Genomic DNA, 22,800 nt, shown 5'->3' with positions numbered 1-22,800 from the left:
GCTCCTTTAAAACAAGCCCTTCTGGCTGGAAAGCAATTCGTCTACGTCTTTTTCCACTTTCAAACGGATTTCATGCTCGATCTTGACGTTCATGTTGATTTCGATCGGTTTGTCCGGTGCTTCCAGCCTGACGGAGGGCGAACACCCCGTCAGGTAGATGCTGCCGCAGCATATGGCGGCGCTAGTTACAGCTTTCCAGTTCATTGAGTCCTCCGGTCCGCCGGCGGCGGTTTGGGTAATTGATCCCCGCTTGGGGGCTTCGGCGAATTTTCGGCATTTGTCGGTTTGGCGATGGCCTGTTCCAAAATGGTTCGTTCCAAATCGCCGGCTAAAATACCTTTTTGCAATAATTCAGGTAGTTGACCGCTGATATTCAGGTTAAACGCCAGCGGATGGCCGGACAATACTTCCGGGTTATTGCCTTCCAGGCGTAAGCCCAGGTGATAGTCGCCGTTTGGGCGATAATTTACCTTGGCTTGCAGATTCCGGTAAACTAGGTTTTTGAGAGCCTTAAAGGCGATATTCTGATTATCGGCCGGTCCGACATAGCGTAACACACCCGGCTGAGTGCCACTGATGCTGCCGTCTTGCACGTCTATGGCTCCCGCCGCTAGCTGCAACGGCAGTTCGCCGGCTATCTTGCCGGTCCCGGATATATTTGGGTAATGCAGGCTCATTAAGAGTTGCGCCAGATCGACATCGTGCAGTCCTAAGGTCAACAGTATCGGCGTTTGCGCCAACCTGATTTTGTCTGGTTTCAATTCCATCGTGCCGCCGAATAGTGCCAGCTTGGCTTGGCTTAGTGTCAGTTCCTGATCGAGATAGTTAGCCTTGATACTAAGATTGTGGGCTATTAAATCTTTACCCAATCCCAGTGTCGGCGCTTCGGCAGACAAGTCCACACTACGATTCGCCAACTCCGGTATGTTCAGTTCGATCTTAGCGTTCTCAACTTTTGCCGCACCGGCCGTCAAGGCCAAATCGGTAACGGTCAATTGTGCCGTTCCGGATGCATCTTGCTTACTTGGCTTGTGCAGTTGTAGGTTCCCTTGCATGGCACCGCCGGCAACCGTCCAGCTAGCGGTGATGGCTGGTAGCCAGGGTTTGATTAAATCGAACCCCTCGGCGGCGGCTATGTCCAGACGGCCGGTCGCATCGATAGCGTGCTTGTCCGACATCGACAGATCCACAGCAATTAAAGCCTGCTTATGCCGTGTCAGCGCGGCTTCAGCGTGCAGCGTGGCAAAGTTGTCGGCCGTTTTGGTGTTTATGCTTAACTGCGTAGCACTTAGCAAGGGGCTTAATTTCGATACATCGTATGCCTGGGTTTTTGCCCGCAAAGTTTGCGGTATCAGCAAGCTGCTGTTAAACCACTCGATAAGCCCGAGTGCGCCGGCATGCAGACTAATTTGCTTGGCAGGTCGATCCAATTGTTGGACTGCCAGTTCGAATATATTGCCACTCGGTAGCCGTTCGACGCGGAGTTTGGCTGCGCTGAAGCCGGGGTCGATATTCAGATGAAGCGCTTGCCGGGCATCCTGAAATGTTGCGTCTATGGCATCTGTCGGACCACGCTGAATGTCAGCTTGGCCGGAGAAACCGCTCAATCCCCAAGGCGTATCGATGTCAACTTCCAGTTTCGCGATGCTCAGTCGGTTCAGCGGTAAACTGATGAGAGTGTTTGCCGATGTCTGTGTTGCGGCCTGGTCGGTAGGGCGGTAGTTAAATTTGAGCGCGGCGTGGCCGATGCTGACGTTGTGGATTATTCGTTTTTCAATATCGTAATCGGTGGCGACTTCCTGCATCGCAACCTTTAAGTCGCCCGCGGGCGTGGCAATGTCGAAGCTGAATTCTGCCAGTTTGGCTTGTTTATAATCAAATGACAGTCCGGTCAGCGAGGGTGAACGGAGTGCGCTGTTTTTTAGTGCCTGTTGCAGTATCAGCTCAAGTAAAACCGCCCGTTGCCACCATACAGCCAGGCAAAACAATGTCATTGCCAGGAGCTTGACGGCGACTCGTCCAAGCCATGAACCGCGCTGTTTTAACGCATTTAAGGTGGGCTGCAAGGTCACGACTTACCTATCGGCAGCAGTGTCAACAGGCAGACGATAATGTTGAGCTCAGGATGATAGCGGCGCAAATCGATAACCCTCAGTCCAATAGTTCGATAAAGGCATCGACTTGCTCCGCTTCCGTCGCAAAACTGGTGACCAAACGCACCAATACTTCTTGGTCAGCCACCAGGCTCGGTTTCGCGCGCGGCGGATTCCAGGGGTAAAACACCGCGCCTTGTTGTTGCAAGCGATCAGCATGCGCTTGGTCTAACACAGCAAACACCTCATTGGCTTCGGCATGCCAGGCCAGTCGGGCGTGTTTTGAGTGGGCAATGCCGTTTTGCAAACGCGCTGCCATCGCGTTGGCGTGGCGGGCCAGATTTAGCCAAAGTCCGTCGTCTAAATAAGCCTCAAACTGGCAGGCGATAAACCGGCTTTTGGATACCAACTGCGCGGCGCGCTTGCGGATAAACGGTAAATCTTTGGCCTGCGCCGGATTCATAAATATCAGGGCTTCCGCGCACCAGCAGCCGTTTTTGGTCGCGCCGAAAGACATAATATCTACCCCTAGTTTCCAGCTCATTTCCGCAGGCGTTAACCCTAGCGAGACCAGCGCATTGGCAAAACGCGCGCCGTCCATATGCAGCGGTAAACCATAAGTTTGGGCAATTTCGGCAATCGCGGCAATCTCCTCGGGTTGATAAAGCGTGCCGATCTCGGTTGCCTGAGTGATGGAAATGGCCATCGGTTGCCCGGCATGCACAAAATTGGGAGGGAAACGTTCGATTTCCGCTTTTAGATTGTTGAGGTCGATTTTGCCGTTGTCGCCGTCCACCGGTGCTAAGCGTGCGCCATGGGTAAAAAACTCCGGTGCGCCGCATTCGTCTTCCAGCATGTGTGCTTCGCGGTGACAAAATGAAACACCGCCGGGACGATTGACTGCCGCCAGCGCCAGCGAATTGGCCGCCGTGCCGGTGCTGACGAAATAGACCGCGACTTCCCGTTCGAATAGCTCGTTAAACTGTTGTTCGATTTTGCGATCCAGAGCGCTGGCGCCATAGGGTGCCGAAAAGCCTGCGGAGGCAGCCAACAAACGTTGGGAAATGGCCGGATGAGCGCCGGCCCAATTATCGGATGCAAAATTCATGTTTCGTATCATGATGGTGATGTTTAATGTATGGGCTAGACGACAGTATGAACTATAACAACGATACCGCACTCCGACACGCGAGCCTGGCTTTCGTTCGGCGTATTCCCGGAAAATAGCAATCTTTTAGGCACTCTATACACATGCAAAATACCATTCGCGACCTCGTGCTTCAGGCGACCGGTGCCGAAGACGCGTTGCAAATCGAGACTATTCAAAGTTTGTGGAGCGGCTACGGCTATATTCTGCGCTACGGCTTAAGCGGCTGCGACAGGGCCAGCGTGATCGTCAAACACGTAAAATTATCGGCGCAAAGCCTACAGACGCCCGGTTCCAATGAAGATTTATCGCATCGGCGCAAAGTCCGCTCTTATCAGATTGAAGCGGCCTGGTACCAAAGCTGGGCAAAGCATTGCGATGCTGATTGCCGAGTACCGGCGTGTTTGGCTTTTGAAATGTTCGGCGAAGATATAGTCATGGTCTTGGAAGACCTGCATCCGGTGGGGTTTCCGCAACGCCGCTCTCGAGCCGGGGAACGGGAGATACGCACTTGTCTTAATTGGCTGGCCAATTTCCATGCCACGTTTCTTGGCGAAAAACCTAAGGGCTTGTGGCCCACCGGCACCTATTGGCATCTGCAAACCCGGCCCAACGAATGGGAGGCCTTGCAGGATATTGCCTTGAAAAATGCCGCGCCGGCGATAGATCAAAAACTGCGCGACACGCCTTATCAAACCTTTGTGCATGGCGATGCCAAATTGGCTAATTTTTGTTTTTCGGCGGACGGCAGCCGGGTCGCGGCGGTGGATTTTCAATACGTCGGTGGCGGCTGCGGAATCAAGGATGTCGCGTATTTTATCGATAGCTGTTTGGGCCAGGAAGAGTGTCAGCGCCGGGAGAGCGAATTGCTGGATATTTATTTTCAGGCTTTGCAACAAGCGTTGCGGCGTCAGCAAAAAACCGTCGATGCCGATGCCGTCGAACGCGATTGGCGGGCTCTTTATCCAGTAGCTTGGACCGATTTTCACCGTTTTTTGAAGGGTTGGAGCCCAGGCTATTGGTCGCCCAACAGCTATAGCGAACGGCTGGCGCGACAAGTCATCGCGCAGTTATAAAATTACCAGGAGAACCGATGCGTTTGTCGACGGACGATCTGTACTTACTTGGCCAATGTGCCATCTCTGCGGCGATGCAGGCCGGCCAATTGATTGTCAGGCATTCGCAAGATGCCGTTGCGGTTGATACCAAGGACGGCGGCAGCAGCTTGGCGGCTCAGGTCGTGACGGAAATCGATCATTGGAGCCAGGACAGCATTTTGCAAGCCTTGCGGCCGACCTGCGCCAGATATGATTTGGCCTTATTGTCCGAGGAAAGTCCCGACGATGGCGCACGTCTGCAACAGGATTATTTCTGGTGTATCGATCCTTTGGACGGTACCTTGCCGTTTATCGAAGGCGTGCCGGGTTATTCGGTGTCGATCGCTTTGGTGTCGCGAGCCGGACAAGCGCTGATTGGCGTCGTTTACGATCCCTTAACTCAGACGCTTTATCACGCGATTAAAAATCAAGGTGCCTTGCAAAACCAACACGCTTTTAAGCCGTCAACGCCTGCGCAAACGTTGACCTTCATCACCGATAAAAGTTTTGCTCAAGATCCTTTGTATCATGCTACGCAGGCCGCATTGCAGAACATAGCCGTTGAGTTGGGCTATGCCAACGCCAAGCTGCGTTTGCAAGGCGGCGCGGCCTTAAACGCCTGCCAAGCGCTGACCGAGGCGCCGGCGTGTTATTTCAAATTTCCTAAGCCGGATAAGGGCGGCGGCAGCGTGTGGGATTACGCCGCCACCACCTGTTTGTTCCAAGAAGCCGGCGCGCCGGTCAGCGATATACACGGCAAAGCGTTGGTATTAAATCCGGAAGGCTCGACCTTTATGAATCATTGCGGCGTGTTGTATGGTTCCGATCAGGCGGTCGTTGACCGGATGATTGGGCTTTATCGGCAATTGCGTCCGGAGTAATCGCCGCCGCTTCTAGTTTGGTTTTCAGCAGGGAAAGAAGTTCTGTAAGTGACGCTTGTAAAACCGATTTTTAGAGCGCGCATTTAGAAACTCGGCGAATAGCTGCTCAGGAACGTGGCAAAAATCCTGTGCTTGTTGGTCTTTGAACGACACCCGCAGTTTATGGGTTTGTTCGTCGTAGCCGATCACGTCTATAGTGCTGGATTTTACGGATTGCATTTGCATAGTAGCCTCCCGGTATTGCATGCTAAAACGGTGTCGATGAGGCATGGCTAACTACGAATAGTTCAATCGGTAATTTTACTGGCGGACCTGCTAGGATTGCAGCAAGCGGTAGCGCGCCCCTTATTTTTCAATCACTCGTTTGGAGACGTAACGATGCAAACTGTTTTAATCACCGGTGCCAATCGCGGCTTGGGTTTGGAGTTTTGCCGGCAATATGCCGCCGCCGATTACCAGGTCATCGCGGCCTGCCGTAATCCGGACCAGGCCGAGCAATTGGCGGCGCTTGCCAAACAATATCCGCATATTCAAATCGAGACGCTGGATGTGGCGGATTTCAGTCAAATCGATGCGTTGGCAAGCAAACTAGCCGACCGCAAAATCGATGTATTGCTGAATAATGCCGGTGTTTACGGCGATCAAGCCGGTCGCGGTTTCGGGCAACTGGATTACCAAACCTGGGCGAACGTGCTGGCAGTCAATGTAATGGCGCCGCTGAAATTGGCCGAAGCCTTCCTGCCGCAAGTGCAGCGCGGTGACAAACGCTTGATTGTGGCCTTGAGCAGCTTGATGGGCAGTATGACTGACAATACCAGTGGCGGCAGCATCCTGTACCGCTCTAGTAAGGCCGGTTTGAATGCGGCATTGAAAAGCCTGTCCATCGATTTGCGGTCTTCGTCCGTTGGCGTATTGATTCTGCATCCGGGTTGGGTCAGAACCGATATGGGCGGACCGAACGGCCTGATCGACGTTGAAGAAAGTGTATCGGGCATGCGTAAGGTGATTGCCAATTTCAGTTTGGCCGATAGCGGCAGCTTTGTTAAATATGATGGCTCGGCCTTACCTTGGTAAGCGTTTTGCCTTCTAAGTTTTCACGTCTTAAATAATTCAGTATGAGAACCGCTGCTTAAGTCTGCATAAGCGGTGCGTACATCCCCTCAAGCTAAGGCCTCATTAGCGATAAAAAATATCGAATCGAAACTTTATTGCTTGCATAAATATTTCGATTCGATATTATTTGTTCGGTGCCGATACGATCTTCTAATACATCGGTGGCTCAAGTGCGACACCTAAGAATCGCATCGTTTACATTGCAACGACACAAGAGGAGGGGTTTATGCAGACTCCCAACAAATTGCTGCTGGAAAACAAAGCCTGGTCAGAAGCCATGACCGGTAAACAGCCCGATTACTTCATCAATATAGCCAAGGAGCAACATCCGGAATTTTTATGGATAGGCTGTTCCGATAGCCGCGTGCCGGTCGATACCATAGTCCATGCTCAACCCGGCGAAATATTCGTGCATCGCAATATCGCCAATCAAGTCATCACCACCGATTTCAACGGTTTAAGCGTGCTGCAGTACGCGATTAACGCATTGAAAGTAAAGCATGTGATTGTCTGCGGCCATTACGGCTGCGGTGGTGTGGAAGCCGCCTTGCGCCAGCAACGCGGTGATCTGGCCATTGCCAACAAGTGGTTGACGCACATTAAGGAAGTGTATCGTTTGCACCAAGACGAACTGGACAATTTGCAGCCCGAACGCAAACTCAACAAATTGATCGAATGGAATGTCATCGAACAAGTGCAACGCTTGGCCCACACCTCTATCGTGCAATCGGCCTGGAAGTCGGGCCAAAAAGTCAGTTTGCGCGGCTGGGTATACGGTTTACACGACGGTTTGCTGAATGAATTGATACACATCGACGCCACCTCGCCGATTCACAACATCTACCAATACGCCCATTAAGGCTCCCAGTTATCCGCACGGAGACCGTCTATGAAAATGCAATTTAATGATTACCTGAAATATTTTCGTCAGGATTTCTCGGCCAGTATCGTGGTATTTCTGGTGGCCTTGCCCTTGTGTCTGGGGGTGGCGCTGGCGTCCGGCGCGCCCTTATTCGCCGGGGTTATCGCCGGCATGATCGGCGGTATCGTGGTGTCCTTGTGCAGCGGTTCGCAGCTCAGTGTCTCCGGCCCCGCGGCTGGCCTGACGGTTATCGTCTTCAACGCCATCGAAACCTTGGGCAATTACAAGGCTTTTTTGTTGAGCCTGATGTTTGCCGGGATTTTCCAAATGCTGTTTGGTTTCGTTCGCGCCGGGGCAATTGCCGCGTTTTTCCCTACCGCGGTGATCAAAGGTATGTTGGCGGCTATCGGCATGATCCTGATCATCAAGCAAACGCCGCATGCGACTGGTTACGATGAGGGCTACGCCGCTGACGAGAGTTATATGCCGGATACCGCGGGCTCCAGCTTCATTGAGTTTACCCACTCACTGCACGGCATTTCGCCCGGAGCGACCCTGGTGGCTGGCGTGGCCTTATTGATCCTGATTTTTTGGGAAAGCGCGTTCATCAAACAATTTAACGCCTTACGGATGATTCCTGGCCCGCTGTTGGCGGTGATTTGGGGAGTGTCCTTCAATGCCTGGGCCTTGGCTGCGGCACCTGAATGGTCTATCGGTGTCAAGTATCTGGTGTCTTTGCCGGAACTTGGCTCTACCAGCAATTTTGTAAACCAGTTGCGCTTGCCGGATTTCAGCTATCTCGGCAATCCCAAGATATATAGCATCGCGCTCACCCTGGCCATCATCGCCAGCCTGGAGACCCTGCTAAGCGTTGAGGCGGTAGACAAGCTCGATCCGCATAAACGGGTTTCACCGACCAATCGCGAATTGAAAGCACAGGGCTTGGGCAACCTGCTCAGCGGTTTGATGGGCGGCTTGCCGATCACGGCCGTGATTGTGCGCAGCTCCGCTAACATCAATGCCGGCGGCCAAACTCGGGTATCCAGTTTTTTCCACGGGGTACTTTTATTGATCAGCGTATTGTTTTTTGCCCATTTTCTGAACATGATCCCATTAGCCTGTCTGGCGGCAATCTTGCTGCAAACCGGTTATAAGCTGGCGAAGCCGGCCATGTTTGTGGAGTTTTACAAAAAAGGTTTGAATCAATTTGTGCCGTTTGCGATTACCGTGTTCGCGATTTTATTTACCGACTTGTTGGAAGGTATCGCGATCGGCATGGTATGCGGTATTTTTTTCGTATTGCGGGCCAACTTCCATGCGGCTATTACCTTAACCCAGCATGGGCCCAACTATTTGCTGAGGCTGCACAAGGACGTGTCTTTTTTAAATAAAGCCTTGCTTCGTAATTATCTAAGCAGTATCGCCGACGATAGCGAATTGATCATCGACGGCGGCAAAGCCCTGTTTATCGATCACGATATTCTGGAAACGCTAAGTGATTTCCTGCAGGCGGCACCGGATCGTAATATCCAAGTGGAATTACAAGGTTTGGCCTTGGAGTCTCGATTGCTTGAGCAGGAAGCCGTTTTCATGCCCCGCTTGGCTGCGGCGGGGCATTAGCGGGACACGTTCATAGGATCTGTGATATGCGGGCTTTGCATCAATCCAGCAAGATGCAAAGCCTTGCGCTCAGCGGATCCGATGCCTTACGAACTACTTTTTAATGACACGCTGTTTTCTTTGCGTGATGCCGGCAAGTCCCAGGGCTGAAGCAAATAGCCAGACGCTTGCTGGCAACGGGACCACGGACGCCCGTATGTGATAACTGTAACCCGCTTTTATGTTATCGACTGCCGCGAAGCCGTCCATGCTTATGGACTCATTGCTTAGGGTTCCGAACCAAGAAGTTGGGTTTGGATTGGGCATTGCCACACAGGAAGCGATAAGGCCCAGTGGGACAGGACAACTGAGAGATGCCGACTCCGACTGAAACGCTGTGTCGCTGGTCATAAGACTAAGAAAACTCGGGAAATAGAAGCTATGGATTGCGCCGTTCAGCGTGACGTTGGCGTTGGTAAATAATAGCTTGTCGGTAATTTCACCGCTTGCCGACGTTGTAGAAGGACTTGCCGTGCTTTGATAGCGTTCGACGTCAAACGACCCCGATATGCTGAACGGTCCTAAATTCTCACTTGGCTCCGAACCGTCTGCGCCGATTACGATAAAAGAGGGGATGTAGGTAGCAAAGCTTCCCGCTGAGTTAATAACGTAATGAGTCGTTGCAGTCTTGATGAAATCGGAGCCGGCAACCACGGTTGCTTGTGCCGAACTGATCGCCAGCATGCCGCCTAACAGAACGATACCGCGTGAAATAGCCAAGGATCTAAACATGAGTTTTCCTTAAATTGTTGAAATGACAGGCTTCCTAACCATGCGTTAGGCGGCGCCGATTCTATAGGCAACAGGTAATTTCAGTCAAACAAATAAGCTATGCGGCTAGGCGGTTTTGCCATTTCCTTAGTTGCCGATTACGTGTCATGTAAAGTCTTTTAAGTGCGTTTCCAAGAAATCGATAAACACCCGGGTCTTGGTCGGCATCAAACGCCGGCCGGGGAACACCAACCAAGCCGTGGTTTGCGGTAAACACCATTCCGGTAGTACGCGCACCAATTCCTGATTATGCAGGTAAGTGCTGGCGTAAGAATCAGGCGCGGCGACGATGCCTTGGTCCTGCATTGCCAGTTTGACCAATAATTCCGGCGAATTGGCTTTGATGCGTATCGGCGGCATGCCCAGCCATTGTTGTTCGCCCCTTGTCAAGCGCCAGGCCGGCGCTTCCCGATTGCCGGCCAGCAGGCTGAGGGCATCGTGTTCTAATAATTCCTCGGGGTGCGCCGGTGTGCCGCGTTTATGCAAATAAGCTTCAGACGCATACAGACCCCAGGTTTGCAGATTCAGACGCTTGGCCGTCAACGTCGCGTCATCGGGCAAGTCGCCCATCCGAATCGCCAGATCGAAACTCTCGCCGACTAAATCCACCCGTCGCGCTGATAAGTCGATTTCCAAGACAATGGCCGGGTAGCTGTCGCTGAATTGAGCCAGCAGTGGCGCCAAAAACAGATTGGCAAAGTCGTTGGGCATCGAGATGCGCAGTACGCCGCTGGGCTGAATTTGCCGATGCTGCGCCAAGGCCATCGCCGCTTCGATTTCCTCGCTGACCTGCCGGCCGTGTTGTAACAAGCGCAGTCCAAATTCGGTCAAATTCAGTTGCCGGGTGGTGCGTTGCAGCAAGCGCTCGCCCAGTTGTTTTTCCAAATTGCTGATGCGCCGCGACAAGGTTGACTTAGGCAAACCCAGCAATTCGCCGGCTTTGGAAAAACTGCCGGCATCGGCGATTTTGGCGAATAGCCACAGGTCGTTAGGTTCTATCTGCATGATTGTTCCTCCAGTGGAACAATGTTATCCATTTTCCGGTCTTATGCCCAATATTGTTCCGGCGTATAGTCAACCCAACTTCAACACCTTTGGGAGATCGACATGAACATTCTGCAAATCAATTCCAGTATCCGCGCCGAAAACGCTTATTCCAGCCGTCTGGCCGATAATTTGGTCGCCGGTTTACGTCGGCAAACGCCAGCTGCGCAATTGGTAGTGCGCGATTTGGCCAAAACTCCACACCCATTTTTGGATGAAACAGCCCTGATTGCATTGAGTACACCCGCCGAGCAACGCACTCCGGAGCAGGCGCAACGGGTGGCACTGGACGATGCCTTGATTGCCGAGATCCAGCACGCCGACATCGTGGTGTTGACTGCGCCGATGTATAACTTTGGGATTCCGGCGCAACTGAAAGCCTGGATAGACGCTATCGCTCGCGCCAAAGTGACGTTTCAATACACCGAAAACGGCCTGGAAGGCTTGCTGAAAAACAAACAGGTGTATGTGATTCAAACCGCCGGCGGTAAACACAGCGGTACCGAGACCGACAGCCAAAGCACGTATTTGCGCACCGTCTTGGGATTTTTAGGTATGACTGATGTCACTTTTATTTATGCGGAAGGTTTGGCGATGGGCGGCGACGCCGAGCAATTGGCCCTGCAAGCCGCCGCTACGCAAATCGCCGCGTTGGCGGCCTGACCGTTTACCTTAAATAGGAGAACAGCGATGAACACAGACACAGTAAAAAACGATGAAGTAACGCGGTCCCGCGTTATCGAGCAGTTGGTAGAGGGTCATGCCACGTCGGATGGCGCCGGCGTGAAGTTGACTCGCATGCTGGGTCAAGCCTTGCAGCAACGCCTCGATCCGTTCTTGATGCTGGATGCCTTCGGCAGCGATAAGCCCAACGATTACATCGCCGGCTTTCCCAATCATCCGCATCGTGGCTTCGAAACCCTGACTTATCTGATTACCGGGCGGATGCGGCATAGCGATAACGCCGGCCATCAAGGTTTACTGGAAACCGGCGGCATTCAATGGATGACGGCGGGGCGCGGGATTATTCATTCGGAAATGCCGGAGCAAAAAGACGGCATGCTGGAAGGTTTTCAATTGTGGATCAATCTGCCCGCTACCGAGAAAATGCAGCCGGCCGGTTATCAAGATGTGCAAAGCGAGCAGATTCCGGAATTGCTCACAGCCAATGGCGTCAAGGTGCGGGTGATTGTCGGCAGCAGCCATGGAGTGAGCGGTGCGATTCAACGGCCCGATACCGAACCGTTGTTTCTGGATGTGCAGTTGCCGGCTGGCGCCAGTTTCAGCCAGTCTCTAGCTGCTGGCCATAACGCCTTTTTCTATGTGTATCGCGGCGAGGTGGCAGTGGCAGATCGATCCGTTGCCGAGCAACGCATGGCGGTGCTGAGCAACGGCGCGGCGGCGGATGGGGTGATTTTGCAGGCCAAGCAAGGCAGTCGTTTGATCCTGGTGGCCGGCAAGCCCTTGCGAGAACCGATAGCGCAGCATGGGCCGTTTGTGATGAACACTCACGAGCAAATCGAACAAGCCATAGACGATTACCAAGCCGGTCGTTTTAACGTCGCGGCTTAGAAGATAAGTATATGGGAGTAGAGACGATGAATGCGGCCAAGCCCGACGACCAAAACTTGCCGAGGATGCCGGCCTTATTCATCGGCCACGGCAGCCCGTTGAATGCGCTTGAAGATAGCGAATATAGCCAGGCCTGGGCGGCACTGGGGCAAAATCTGCCCAGGCCCAAGGCCATTTTGTGTATCTCGGCCCATTGGCAAACCGATGGCACACGGGTTACTGCGATGCCGCAGCCAAAGACCATCCACGATTTTTACGGCTTTCCACAAGCCTTATTCGATTTTGTCTATCCTGCGCCGGGCAGCCCGGCGTTGGCGACGAGGATCAAGGTGCAGATGGCTGGGATTGAGTTGGATCAGGACTGGGGTTTGGATCATGGCAGTTGGTCGATTTTGTGCCATCTGTTTCGCAATGCAGACATCCCAGTTTTACAACTCAGTCTGGATACAAAAAAGTCGCCTGAGCAGCATTACCAACTGGGTAAAGCCTTACGCTGCTTGCGAGACGAGGGAGTGTTGATCGTCGGCAGCGGCAATATCGTGCACAACTTGCAAGCGGCGATTTGGCGGGATACTGCTCATGACTGGGCCGTCGCGTTTGCCGAACTTGTTAAACGCTTGATTGCCGCAGGCGATCACAGCGCCGTCGTCAAATACCGCGAGTTAAGCGATGCGGCTTTGGCCATCCCGACAGACGAACATTTTCTGCCGCTGCTGTACATCCTGGGTTTGCAAGAAGACGGCGAACAGGTCGGTTTTATCACGGACAAAACCACGCTGGGCGCGATTGCCATGTTGTCGGTCCAAATAGGCTAGCAGCCCTTATATAGACTTTGTGTTTGGCTTACTTCCCGCTGATCGTTGCATATTCGTTTGTGGTGGTCTGTTTCCGCATTCGGGCATAAAATCCGCTGATTAACCATTCTGTGCACCGCCTGAAATATGCCTAACGATCAAATTCGCCGTAAGTCATCTGAAAACTTTGCCGTACCTGGAAATTCACAGCGCGAATACGCTGTTGGCTGGCCAGATTATGAATTGCTGGATGCCGGTGACGGTAAGAAGCTGGAGCGCTGGGGGGAGGTGGTGACGATACGCCCGGAGATTCAAGCGCATTTCCAGCCGGGTTGGTCGTGGTCGGATTGGCAGGCGCGGGCAGATTGGGAATTTGCAGAGCTGTCGTCCACTCAAGGTACCTGGCAAAAGTTAAAGCCGCAGGCTAGCGAGCACTGGCAAATTGCTTATCAACAGTTGAAGTTCGGTTTGAAGCTCACCAAATTCAAACACCTGGGCTTGTTTCCGGAACAACAAGCCAACTGGCGCTTCATCGCCGAACGGGTGAAACCGGGCGACAAAATACTAAATCTGTTTGCCTACACCGGCGCGGCCTCCCTGGTGGCGAGGGCGAATGGCGCGCAAGTCGTGCATGTGGATTCAGTCAAGCAAATGCTGGATTGGACTAACGACAACATGACGCGTAGCGGCTTAACCGACGTCCAATGGATACTGGAAGATGCCTTGAAATTTGCCAAGCGCGAACTAAAGCGCGGCAACCGCTACCACGGCATCATCATGGACCCGCCGGCCTGGGGCTTGGGTGCCAAGGGCGAAAAATGGAAACTGGAAAATCAGCTGGCCGACTTGATCGAAACCGCGCGCGGCTTGATGAATCCCGGCGGGTTTCTAATCCTGAATACTTACTCGCCGAAAGTGGAATTGGAGGATTTAGCCAATACCGCCGCCCCATGCTTTGCTAAAAACCAAATCGAAATAAAACAGCTCTGGATGCAGAGCAAAACCGGCAAGGCCTTGTTTTACGGCAATTTGCTGCGGGCGACAGCTTAATCCGTGAATGGATTGAGGACCCGAATTCCTGTGCCGGCAAAGTCACCAACATTCCGGGTGACAACGGTAAGATCATAAATTAACGCCGTAGCAGCGATCAATTTATCCAAGGGGTGTTGAGGATTTGGTACGCGCATTTTCCCCCAAACCAGCGCAATCTCGGTGTCGATAGGCAAGACATGATGGCGATATTCCTGCATAAGCTGGTTTAGCCAGTTCTCGAGTAACTTGCCTTGGCTAAAATCGCCGCGGTGATAAATCAGATCCACGCCGCGCCGCAATTCACCGACGGTGACGATAGAAATATACAGCTTGTGGTCATTTTGGGCGACGCCGGCAAAGAACTGGTTAACGCCCGGATTTGTCTTGTTGCCTTTGCGGATTTCGCTAATCACATTCGTGTCAATCAAATACATCAGCCAAATCGCTCTCGGTATCAACACGCAGAAAGTCAGTATCCGAGCCGACATTGGGCATGTCGGCTAGCGCTTCCGTAAAAGATTTCCGTTGCGGCCCGGTCAAAACCTCCGCCAGGATGGCGCGATGTTCTGCTTCTGTGGAACGATGGTGGGCGGCAGCTCTGGCTTTCAAAGCCTTAACCAGTGTTTCATCAAGATTTCTAACAACAAGGCTGGGCATAGCTAACTCCAAGGGGTGGTGCTATCAATGCTAGCACGCGCTTTGGCGTAGCGGTAGTCTTTTAACTCTAACGTTGTTGGCCCGTAAAAAACGGTCGAGTCGCAAATACACTGTCGGCAAAACGCTTACCCTGCCACGACAAACTGCGTTTCAACACAAAATCGAAGCGAAACGGATGATATTCCTGTAGAGCCAGCAACGGTTCGACGGCATCGTCCGCTAGCAAGCCGGCCTCGGCAAAAGCCGACGGCGAGATCAACGGCAAAATGCCGGTCAACGGGTAATCTGAGCCATACAGTAGGCGGCTATGCCAGCTGGTTTCCGTCAGCAGGGTTTTGATCACGCCCATATCGCGGTTGCGCAACACAATCGCCGAAATGTCACCGTATAGCCGGTCCTGCCACTGTTTATCGGCCATCAGTTTGCTGAACAAATCAAAACTTCGCACTTCCCGACCGTCTTCGTCTACATCCTTGCCCAATGTCGCGCAATGGGCAATCACCACCCGGACGCCGGCATCGAGAGCCCGCCGCAAACGCAGCGGATTGCCGAATAAAGGTTGGTCGGCGCCATGCAATGCGTTCTCTTCGCCGCCGTGGGTAATGATCGGTATGTTCAATTGCGCAGCCGCTTTATAAAACCGGTCGCATTGCGGCGAAGCCGGGTCTATGCCCATTGCCGGCGGCAGCCATTTCACGGCGCGGGCACCGTTGGCGGCGGCTTGTTCCAGTACAGATACGCAATCGGGGCGATAAGGATGAATGCTGGCTACCCATTCAAAGCGCTGCGGATAGGCTTGTGCCAAACGCTGAGCATACTCATTGGGGACAAAAAATGCGGTATTCGCATGATCCGGGTCGCCGCTGGCGCCATGAGCACGGTCAAACGCATACAACATGGCCTTCGCTCCCTTGGGCATGGTGTCCATCAGGGCATGTAAACGTTTGACGAAGGCGGTGTCTTGGTCCGTGTCAGGGATGCACGCCGCATTGGCGTAAGCCCAATGTTGCAGGGTTTGCACCGGGTGCTTGAGCGGGGCGTGCATATCCGGCGTTTGCGTAATGCCGCTACCGCCGTCGCCGGAACCGATGATATGCGTGTGACAATCCCACCAATCGGCCGGATCGATGTCTTGCCAAGCGGCGGTTTCTAGGGCTGATGCCGGCGTCCCAGCCTGATCGAGACAGGGGTTAGTTAAGCGAAACAGTGCAGACGCCGGCATGCTGGCGGTGGCCAGACCGGTTGCGGCCAGTTTTAAAAAGCGGCGGCGGGCGCGACTTGTAGCAGGCACGCGATGGTTTGCTGTCATGGGGTGTTTTCTAGGTCGGATACTGTGGGGATAGGATCCGCAAAATTAAATTGCTTGTAAAGAGGCAAGGGCGGATTTCGATTGGGTTGGTGTTAGCGCGATGGCTTAGCAGATTGGGTGATTATTAACCCGGCTCTTAAGTTTCCTGGAAGGTGGGAGTCGTTAGACGGCTTAGGAATTCTGCATCGCCGCAGGGCTCCCGCCTTTGCGGGAGCGACGATGTGTAAAGCAGGGTGAAAAAATTTCTTAGAATTTAGAAACTAATTGCGCCCTCAAGGAAGAACGTTCTTTGTGGATAAGGATGGAACACATAAGCTGTTTTGTCCGTCAGGTTGTTGATACCGAATGAGATGCGGCTTTTCGCAGGTTTACCCAGCAAATCGTATTTGAAGCGGTAGCTGGTTTTAAAGTCCAGGAAGAAAAAGCCGTCCTGAGAGCCGAACACATTGTTCACATGGTCTTTGTTATCAATATCGTTGTAAGAGTCGCTGGTGTAGCGGCCGGCCATTGATGTATCCCACGCCTCGTTGATGTGGTAGGTTGCCAAGGCATTAAAGCGCCATTCGGGTAGGCGAATCCGTTCTTTGCCGGTGAGATTAAAGCGGGTAAGTGATCCATCCGCTTCTTGAAAGTTAATGTCCGGCCCGCCGTCTTCTACAATAGCGTTCATCCAGGTAGCGTTGAAATTAAGATCGAAGTCAGAGTCGAGCACCCGCGCTTGGTCGTATACCAGTTCCACTCCGGTAGTGCTGGTAGCGGGAATGTTTTGGAAGGCATTTTCTGTCAAGATGCCGGTGGCCCGTCTAACCTGCTGGATAGTGTTGCGGATGTCGTCGCGGAACACATTGACCCGCACGTAACCGTTATCCAGCCCGTATTCGATCATGAAGTTATGATGCCAGCCGTCCTCGGCCTTTAAATTCTCGTTCGCAGTGGTTATGCTCGTCGGCGACTGGAGGTTTTGATACAGCTCTGCGATGACCGGAAAGCGGTAGGCGCGACCAAACGAATAACGGAATTTCCAATTGGACGGCTCAAATCCCAAAGATGCTTTCGGGGAAATAGCATCGTCGCTACGATCTGACAATGCACGGTTAGAACCCACGCCACTGGACGCCAGCCACCACTCGTAACGTGCGCCCAATGTCAAATCCCAGTCTGGCGCAAAGTGATAGGCGAACTGACCGAACATCGCATTGGTAGTGACTTCACCTTGGTTACGCCGTCCTATGGTTTCTGAGCCTATCTGATCCGCGGAATAGCTGTTATAGGAGAACTGTTTGAAGTTCATGTTGTAGTTATCAAAGTGGTAACCGCCTAAAAATTCTAAGGGTTTCCAGCCTAAAAACTCTCGGGTGCTCAGTTTCAAATCGTAGTTTTTCCAATTGAAATCGTCAAATACTTGCAGTTGGCCGGTGTTTTGGTTGCGCGGATCGTCAGGATTAAAAAAAGCGGTTCTGCGCTCGTCTTTGATGACATCCAAGTAGCTGAAGGTGGTGTCTATATCCCAGGTATCGGTAATGGCCCCTTTAAGCTGCATACCGATTTGCATGGTTTGTCGTTCGTCATCGGACGGCCCGAAGCCGCTGTTTAACACGTTAAACGCTCTTCCTGCATAAACGGCGTCACGGGAGTTGGTATTGTTATCTCCGTAATAAGCGCTGCCGTTTGCAGTGGTCAGATAATTGCGCGGTTTTTCGGATTTGCGGGTACGTTCCTCGAACGAACCAGTAAATATCGCCTGCAAATCCGGGGTGATGTCGTAGCCTACTTTAAGTTTAACCAGATCGGTATTGACTAATTCGGGGCCTGTGTCGCCGTAGATGTAACTGGGCGTGCCGCGGGTGTCCAGCATCGGCACCGCGCCATTTACTGCGGTCGTTACGCCGGTAGGATTACGCAAACCGGTATTATCGATGAAGTAACTCATAGGTTGGCTTTCCGCTTCCAAGCGATTATAGGAAAGCAGCGCCGACCATTTATCCAGACGGTTGCCGTACGAGAAATATTGCCGATTGCCGTCAAAGGTGCCGCCATCCGCGCCAATATTCTCCCAAGGCTGCACAAAGTAGCTGGTTTCCGCGTAGTATTCTTCTTTCATTGGCATGTGGGTTTTAAGGTTCACTACCCCGCCGATGGAGTTACCGCTGTATTCCGCGGAAAAAGGACCGTAAACCACGTCAACCGCGTCGATTTCGTTTGGGCCCACCATCGACCAGCGCGGCGCACCGTTAAAAGAAGCCTGCAATTGATTGTGCAGCGGTAAGCCATCGGCATAGACCATGTTTCTGGCCGTCGAAAACATATCGGCACCGCGAATGCCCAATACACCGTTAGGATCGCCGATGTAGCGTTGGCGAATTTGTAAGCTGGGTTGGTATTTGACGGCTTCTTCTGTGGTTTGGGCGTTTTGCCGTTCAATTTCTGCGCGCGATAAGCGGGTTGTTGGCGAAGTGAAGTGCGAGTCTTTCGCCACTTCACCGGTTATAACCATTTCTTCCATCACCTCGTCTTTGGTGCTTCCGCCCGCGGTAGGCGTTTCCGACGACACTTGTTTTGATGCTGTTTGGCTATCGCTAGCAATAGCTTGGTCGGTTGGCTTGGAAGCTTCCGCATTTTTTGCCGCATGTTTCGTGGCGTCGCTAGTGTTTTTCTTCTGTGTTTCAGCGACGGCGAAATTGCTGGTGATGGCCAACAGAACAGCAGTAGACAATAAAGAACGCATCGGCAATCTATAAGGCGCTGATTTATCAAATGTTTCGGATTGATTTTTCACGTTTAATCTCGGTTGTAATTATTATTTCTGGATTATTGCTAAGTTTGTTTTAGCCTTCTGATCTACTCGATGTGAGCGATTTTCCGAGCTGGATCATGCTGATAGCTAACAGGTTTTCCGGATAAAAAATATTCCGAATTTCCGGCAAGATTGGTGCCAAGATTAAATGGCTTTGATTTTATTGATAAATAACTAATAGTTGTGGCTTATATTTAATAAACTGTGTTATTTGCCTGATTTTTTAGGTTTTTTTGGGCGATACGCCTCGTTATTCCAAGGTGCTATGTCTGAGACATAAACTTTTAAACAAGCGAGGTGTTTTAAAAAATGCCCGATAGTTCAATAATTTGATAGGCGTATTGGTTTGCACAAGATTGAGCGGCTTAAAAGATTAAGCCATTCGTTAAAGAAGCCGGCAGGTAAAAGCAAAGTAATAAACTATGTTAAATAACTACTTTTCCTAGATTGAACCTGGACCACAGCAACTTTATCGTTACCTCTGCCGTTTGGGCTTGAATGTCGTCTTGACTGGCGATAAGGTGCTTAGTTTTTTGATGCCAAATTCGAGCCCCGGCAGCTAATTTAATAAGGATACTATGAACAAAAGAACCATTCTGGTTGGTCTAGCTTTAAACCTCATTAGCGGTAGCGTGGTTTTGGCGGAACAGGCCGAAATAAAACCCTTCACTCCCGGCAGCTACCAACAGATTTTGGCGGCAAATGCCAACAAGTCGTTAATGCTGGCGATCTGGTCAGTGGATTGCCCATCTTGCCTGAAGGACATGGACACACTGGGTAAACTGCACGAAAAACATCCGGCTTTGAAAATCGTCATGTTAGCCACCGACGATGCGGAAGCCTTGCCGGAGATCAAACGGATTATCGACAGCCACAAACTCGGCGGACTGGAGAATTGGGCTTTCGCCTCCGATAACCCGGAAAAACTGCGTTACGAGATTGACCCGGCCTGGTATGGCGAATTGCCCAGAACCTATTTCTTCGATGCCGGCCACCAGCGGGTGGGTAAGAGCGGGGCGATGTCGCTGGAAGAATTCGAGGCGCAATTCAGCAAGTTGAAGATGTAATCGGCACCTCAAAATGTCACTGTAACCACATCAACGCAAAGGCAGGTATTAGCTCGTCTTTGTGGTTTGCCGGGAACCATACAGGTAATAAACCGCAATCCCCAGCATGTTCCAGATCAGAAAATACCGCTGCGTAGTGCTCGGCAGGCTGATAAACAGGTACAAGCAGCCGGCTATTGCCATGGGGCCGGTGACCCAGGCAAACGGTGCAGAAAACTTCCGAACCATTGCCGGCTGCCTGTGCCGTGTTAGCAGCATGCACGCCGACACCGTGATAAAGGCCAACAAGGTGCCTGCATTGGCCAGTGCGGCAATGTCCGCCAGCGGAAATACGCCGGCGATGATACTGACGATCACGGCGGTAAACACACTGGTGCGAACCGGCGTACCGCGTGGCGACACTTTGGCCAAGCCGCGCGGCAGCAAGCCGTCGCGGGCCATCGCAAAGAAAATCCGGCTTTGTCCGTAAAAAAACGCCAGCACTACCGTCGGCAAGGCGATCACCGCTGATGCCGCCAGCCAGCGTGCAGCGTTAGGTTTGCCCAACTCGCGCAAAATCAGCGCCAGGGGCTCCGGGCTGTCGGCGAAGCGCTGATAGTCCAAAGCGCCCAGTGCCGCCACCGCCACGGCCACGTAAATTGCCACGCAGATCAGCATCGAGCCGACGATACCCAGCGCCAAATCGCGGTCGGGGTTGCGGGTTTCTTCTGCCGCGGTGGCAATTGCATCGAAGCCATAGAAGGCAAAAAAGATGATCGCCGCCGCAGCCATCACCCCGCGTTCGACGCCTTCCGCGCCTTGGGTTTTAATGAAGCCAAACGGCATAAAAGGTTGGAAATGCTCGGCTTGGAACAGCGGCAACACCACCGCGATAAACACCAGTAATGCGGTGAGCTTGACCACCACTAACAAGGCATTGACGCTGGCGCTTTCCTTTGTGCCGACCAGCAAAAGCATGGTGACAACCAGGATGATGAAAATCGCCGGCAGGTTGATCAACCCGCCCAATTCCGGGCCTTGCATCCATTGCATGGGTACGTCCAATCCGTCGTGCAACAGCGGCGCCGCATAACCGGACCAGCCGACCGCCACCGCACTGACCACCAGCGAATACTCCAAAATCAAACTCCAACCCACCAACCAGGCCGCCCATTCGCCGATCACGATGTAGGCATAGGTGTAAGCGCCGCCGGCGGCCGGCATCAGCGTAGCCATCTCCGCATAAGCCAAGGCCGCGCAGGCACATATCGCCCCGGCAATCACAAACGCCATGATCACCCCCGGCCCGGCCTTGGCCGCGCCAACCCCGATCAAAGTCAAAATGCCGGTGCCGACAATCGCGCCCACCCCCAGTGCCATCAAGTGCAGCCAGCTTAAATTAGCCTGCAGTCTTTGTTCTGCCGGCAGGTTGTTAGCGGCTGACCAGGGTTTACGCTGGCGCCAATTGTTCATGTCGTGTCCCCATTGCGGCGCGCAAGCCGGTAAAATACCCAGTCAATTCGGTCTATCCCAATGGAACTCCACATGAAAATCATCTCCTGGAACGTCAACGGCATCCGCGCCGTGCAAGATAAAGGTTTTGCCGATACGCTCAGCCAACTCGATGCCGACTGCGTGTTGCTGCAAGAAACCAAAGCCCAAGACGAGCAAGTCAGCAAAGCTTTGGAAAATATACACGGCTATCACCTGTACTCCAACTCGGCGGAACGCAAGGGTTATTCCGGCGTGGCGATATTAAGCCGGCAGGAGCCAATTCAGTTAGTGCACGACATGGGCATCGCCGAACACGACCAGGAAGGCCGGGTCATCGTCGCCGAATTCGAAACGTTTTATTTGTTAAATGTCTACGTGCCCAACTCCGGCGACGGCCTGGCGCGGCTGGATTACCGGCAGACCTGGGATAAAGAATTTCTGGCCTACATGCAAAAACTGCAAAGCCAAAAGCCGCTGATTGCCTGCGGTGATTTTAACGTCGCCCATCAAGCCATCGACATCGCCCGCCCCAAAGCCAACTACAACAAGTCGGCTGGCTATACCCAGGTCGAGATCGACGGTTTCAGTAATTTCGTTGCTGCCGGCCTGATCGACAGCTTCCGCCATCTGCATCCCAATACCGTGGCCTACAGTTGGTGGAGCTACCGGGCCAATGCCCGCGAAAAAAACATCGGTTGGCGGATCGATTACGTGTTGACCAGCCAGACGCTGCTCGGGCAAATCAGCGATGCCTTCATTCTGCCGGACGTGTTCGGCTCGGATCATTGCCCGGTCGGCATCGAGCTGGCGCTTTGAGCGTTAGCGACCGCCAGCACCAGTTGGAGCAACATCGTCAGGCCTTGCTGGCCTGTAGCTCCTGTCCGGCCATGATCCGCCCGGTGGTCAGCGGTAAGTCGGTATTGTCGCCGGTGTTGCTGATCGGCCAAGCGCCCGGCGATAAAGAAGGGGTGCTGGGCGGGCCGTTTGCCTGGACGGCGGGTAAGACGCTGTTTAAGTGGTTTGCCCAGATCGGGCTAGATGAAGCCAGTTTTCGGGAGCGGGTGTACATGGCGGCGGTGTGTCGCTGCTTTCCCGGTAAAAATCCCAAAGGCGGCGACCGCGTACCCAATCCGCAGGAAATCCAACAATGTGCGGGGTGGCTGCAAGCGGAAGTCGAACTGTTGCAGCCCAAGTTGATCATCCCGGTCGGCAAATTGGCGATACAGCAAATGCTGGCGGTGGATAAACTCAGCGATGTTATCGGTGGCTTGCATCGTTTGAATTTTCACGGCCACGACACAGATGTCATCCCGCTGCCGCATCCCTCCGGTGCCTCCACCTGGCATCGGACCGAGCCGGGTGTCGGTTTGCTGCAAGCGGCATTGGCGGAGATTCAGGAGCATCCCGCTTGGCGGCAGATTTTGCTTGGTTGAGG

Annotated in this window: 23 protein-coding genes; 12 read left to right on the top strand and 11 right to left on the bottom strand. The window is 52.9% G+C overall.

Annotation, left to right across the window (positions count from 1 at the left end):
* Window positions 1–6 precede the first annotated feature (6 nt).
* From EBB_RS15305 to EBB_RS15295, 3 genes are all read right to left on the bottom strand, one after another.
* Complete coding sequence (locus tag EBB_RS15305; RefSeq protein ID WP_192394629.1) at window positions 7–204, bottom strand: YnbE family lipoprotein; 198 nt, start codon at window positions 202–204, stop codon at window positions 7–9.
* Window positions 201–2,072 (bottom strand): intermembrane phospholipid transport protein YdbH family protein, encoded by a 1,872-nt coding sequence (locus tag EBB_RS15300; RefSeq protein ID WP_192394628.1) that lies wholly within the window; start codon window positions 2,070–2,072, stop codon window positions 201–203. Before EBB_RS15300 ends, EBB_RS15305 begins: the two co-directional genes overlap by 4 nt.
* Before the next feature lie 79 nt (window positions 2,073–2,151).
* Entirely contained in the window at window positions 2,152–3,201 is a 1,050-nt protein-coding gene (locus EBB_RS15295) for a threonine aldolase family protein (protein WP_192394627.1), read from the bottom strand.
* 143 nt (window positions 3,202–3,344) lie between these two features.
* Between EBB_RS15295 and EBB_RS15290 the strand changes: the two genes are divergently transcribed.
* Window positions 3,345–4,316 (top strand): oxidoreductase family protein, encoded by a 972-nt coding sequence (locus tag EBB_RS15290; RefSeq protein ID WP_192394626.1) that lies wholly within the window; start codon window positions 3,345–3,347, stop codon window positions 4,314–4,316.
* A gap of 17 nt (window positions 4,317–4,333) precedes the next feature.
* The gene (locus tag EBB_RS15285; RefSeq protein ID WP_192394625.1) at window positions 4,334–5,218 is read left to right on the top strand and encodes a 3'(2'),5'-bisphosphate nucleotidase CysQ family protein; all 885 of its coding nucleotides are present in this window, start codon (window positions 4,334–4,336) and stop codon (window positions 5,216–5,218) included.
* Between the two features lie 24 nt (window positions 5,219–5,242).
* On the opposite strand, the gene EBB_RS15280 is transcribed toward EBB_RS15285, so the two are convergent.
* Window positions 5,243–5,443, bottom strand: coding sequence for a KTSC domain-containing protein (locus EBB_RS15280; protein WP_192394624.1), 201 nt, complete (start codon window positions 5,441–5,443; stop codon window positions 5,243–5,245).
* Window positions 5,444–5,596: 153 nt separating this feature from the next.
* Here EBB_RS15280 and EBB_RS15275 point away from each other — a divergent pair, with 153 nt between their 5' ends.
* The 3 genes from EBB_RS15275 to EBB_RS15265 all read left to right on the top strand — a co-directional run bounded on the left by EBB_RS15275 (window position 5,597) and on the right by EBB_RS15265 (window position 8,813).
* Window positions 5,597–6,292, top strand: coding sequence for an SDR family oxidoreductase (locus EBB_RS15275; protein WP_192394623.1), 696 nt, complete (start codon window positions 5,597–5,599; stop codon window positions 6,290–6,292).
* A 265-nt stretch (window positions 6,293–6,557) separates the two neighbouring features.
* The gene (locus tag EBB_RS15270) at window positions 6,558–7,190 is read left to right on the top strand and encodes a carbonic anhydrase (RefSeq protein WP_192394622.1); all 633 of its coding nucleotides are present in this window, start codon (window positions 6,558–6,560) and stop codon (window positions 7,188–7,190) included.
* Window positions 7,191–7,220: 30 nt separating this feature from the next.
* A complete protein-coding gene (locus EBB_RS15265) occupies window positions 7,221–8,813 on the top strand; it encodes a SulP family inorganic anion transporter (RefSeq protein ID WP_192394621.1) in 1,593 nt (530 codons plus the stop codon).
* A 93-nt stretch (window positions 8,814–8,906) separates the two neighbouring features.
* On the opposite strand, the gene EBB_RS15260 is transcribed toward EBB_RS15265, so the two are convergent.
* Both EBB_RS15260 and EBB_RS15255 read right to left on the bottom strand, forming a co-directional pair.
* Entirely contained in the window at window positions 8,907–9,584 is a 678-nt protein-coding gene (locus tag EBB_RS15260; RefSeq protein WP_192394620.1) for a hypothetical protein, read from the bottom strand.
* Between the two features lie 144 nt (window positions 9,585–9,728).
* Window positions 9,729–10,628 (bottom strand): LysR family transcriptional regulator, encoded by a 900-nt coding sequence (locus EBB_RS15255; protein ID WP_192394619.1) that lies wholly within the window; start codon window positions 10,626–10,628, stop codon window positions 9,729–9,731.
* A gap of 102 nt (window positions 10,629–10,730) precedes the next feature.
* Here EBB_RS15255 and EBB_RS15250 point away from each other — a divergent pair, with 102 nt between their 5' ends.
* The 4 genes from EBB_RS15250 to EBB_RS15235 all read left to right on the top strand — a co-directional run bounded on the left by EBB_RS15250 (window position 10,731) and on the right by EBB_RS15235 (window position 14,083).
* On the top strand, window positions 10,731–11,330 hold the full coding sequence (locus EBB_RS15250; RefSeq protein ID WP_192394618.1) for an FMN-dependent NADH-azoreductase: 600 nt from the start codon (window positions 10,731–10,733) through the stop codon (window positions 11,328–11,330).
* A 27-nt stretch (window positions 11,331–11,357) separates the two neighbouring features.
* Window positions 11,358–12,239, top strand: a complete 882-nt coding sequence (locus EBB_RS15245; RefSeq protein WP_192394617.1) for a pirin family protein — start codon at window positions 11,358–11,360, stop codon at window positions 12,237–12,239.
* A gap of 26 nt (window positions 12,240–12,265) precedes the next feature.
* The gene (ygiD, locus tag EBB_RS15240) at window positions 12,266–13,054 is read left to right on the top strand and encodes a 4,5-DOPA-extradiol-dioxygenase (RefSeq protein ID WP_192394616.1); all 789 of its coding nucleotides are present in this window, start codon (window positions 12,266–12,268) and stop codon (window positions 13,052–13,054) included.
* A 126-nt stretch (window positions 13,055–13,180) separates the two neighbouring features.
* On the top strand, window positions 13,181–14,083 hold the full coding sequence (locus tag EBB_RS15235) for a class I SAM-dependent methyltransferase (RefSeq protein WP_192394615.1): 903 nt from the start codon (window positions 13,181–13,183) through the stop codon (window positions 14,081–14,083).
* On the opposite strand, the gene EBB_RS15230 is transcribed toward EBB_RS15235, so the two are convergent.
* The 4 genes from EBB_RS15230 to EBB_RS15215 form a co-directional block, all read right to left on the bottom strand.
* Window positions 14,080–14,499 (bottom strand): type II toxin-antitoxin system VapC family toxin, encoded by a 420-nt coding sequence (locus tag EBB_RS15230; RefSeq protein WP_192394614.1) that lies wholly within the window; start codon window positions 14,497–14,499, stop codon window positions 14,080–14,082. The two genes, EBB_RS15235 and EBB_RS15230, sit on opposite strands and share 4 nt — an antisense overlap.
* A complete protein-coding gene (locus EBB_RS15225) occupies window positions 14,486–14,722 on the bottom strand; it encodes a FitA-like ribbon-helix-helix domain-containing protein (RefSeq protein ID WP_192394613.1) in 237 nt (78 codons plus the stop codon). Before EBB_RS15225 ends, EBB_RS15230 begins: the two co-directional genes overlap by 14 nt.
* A 67-nt stretch (window positions 14,723–14,789) precedes the next feature.
* Complete coding sequence (locus EBB_RS15220) at window positions 14,790–16,031, bottom strand: amidohydrolase family protein (RefSeq protein WP_192394612.1); 1,242 nt, start codon at window positions 16,029–16,031, stop codon at window positions 14,790–14,792.
* A 253-nt stretch (window positions 16,032–16,284) separates the two neighbouring features.
* Window positions 16,285–18,807, bottom strand: a complete 2,523-nt coding sequence (locus EBB_RS15215; protein WP_229427583.1) for a TonB-dependent receptor — start codon at window positions 18,805–18,807, stop codon at window positions 16,285–16,287.
* Between the two features lie 596 nt (window positions 18,808–19,403).
* Between EBB_RS15215 and EBB_RS15210 the strand changes: the two genes are divergently transcribed.
* Window positions 19,404–19,892 carry a TlpA family protein disulfide reductase gene (locus EBB_RS15210; RefSeq protein WP_192394611.1) on the top strand — a complete coding sequence of 163 codons (489 nt, stop codon included), beginning with the start codon at window positions 19,404–19,406 and terminating at the stop codon, window positions 19,890–19,892.
* Window positions 19,893–19,940: 48 nt separating this feature from the next.
* Here the strand turns inward: EBB_RS15210 and EBB_RS15205 are convergent, their stop codons facing one another.
* A complete protein-coding gene (locus EBB_RS15205) occupies window positions 19,941–21,344 on the bottom strand; it encodes an amino acid permease (protein ID WP_192394610.1) in 1,404 nt (467 codons plus the stop codon).
* A gap of 72 nt (window positions 21,345–21,416) precedes the next feature.
* On the opposite strand from EBB_RS15205, the gene EBB_RS15200 reads away from it, so the two are divergent.
* Both EBB_RS15200 and EBB_RS15195 read left to right on the top strand, forming a co-directional pair.
* Window positions 21,417–22,181 carry an exodeoxyribonuclease III gene (locus EBB_RS15200; protein WP_192394609.1) on the top strand — a complete coding sequence of 255 codons (765 nt, stop codon included), beginning with the start codon at window positions 21,417–21,419 and terminating at the stop codon, window positions 22,179–22,181.
* A gap of 71 nt (window positions 22,182–22,252) precedes the next feature.
* On the top strand, window positions 22,253–22,798 hold the full coding sequence (locus tag EBB_RS15195) for a uracil-DNA glycosylase family protein (RefSeq protein WP_192395046.1): 546 nt from the start codon (window positions 22,253–22,255) through the stop codon (window positions 22,796–22,798).
* Window positions 22,799–22,800 lie beyond the last annotated feature (2 nt).

Source organism: Methylomonas fluvii, from assembly GCF_014850975.1.
Classification (GTDB): Bacteria; Pseudomonadota; Gammaproteobacteria; order Methylococcales; family Methylomonadaceae; genus Methylomonas; species Methylomonas fluvii.
Note: the sequence above shows the minus strand (reverse complement) of the source record. Positions and strands in the feature narration are given on the sequence as shown.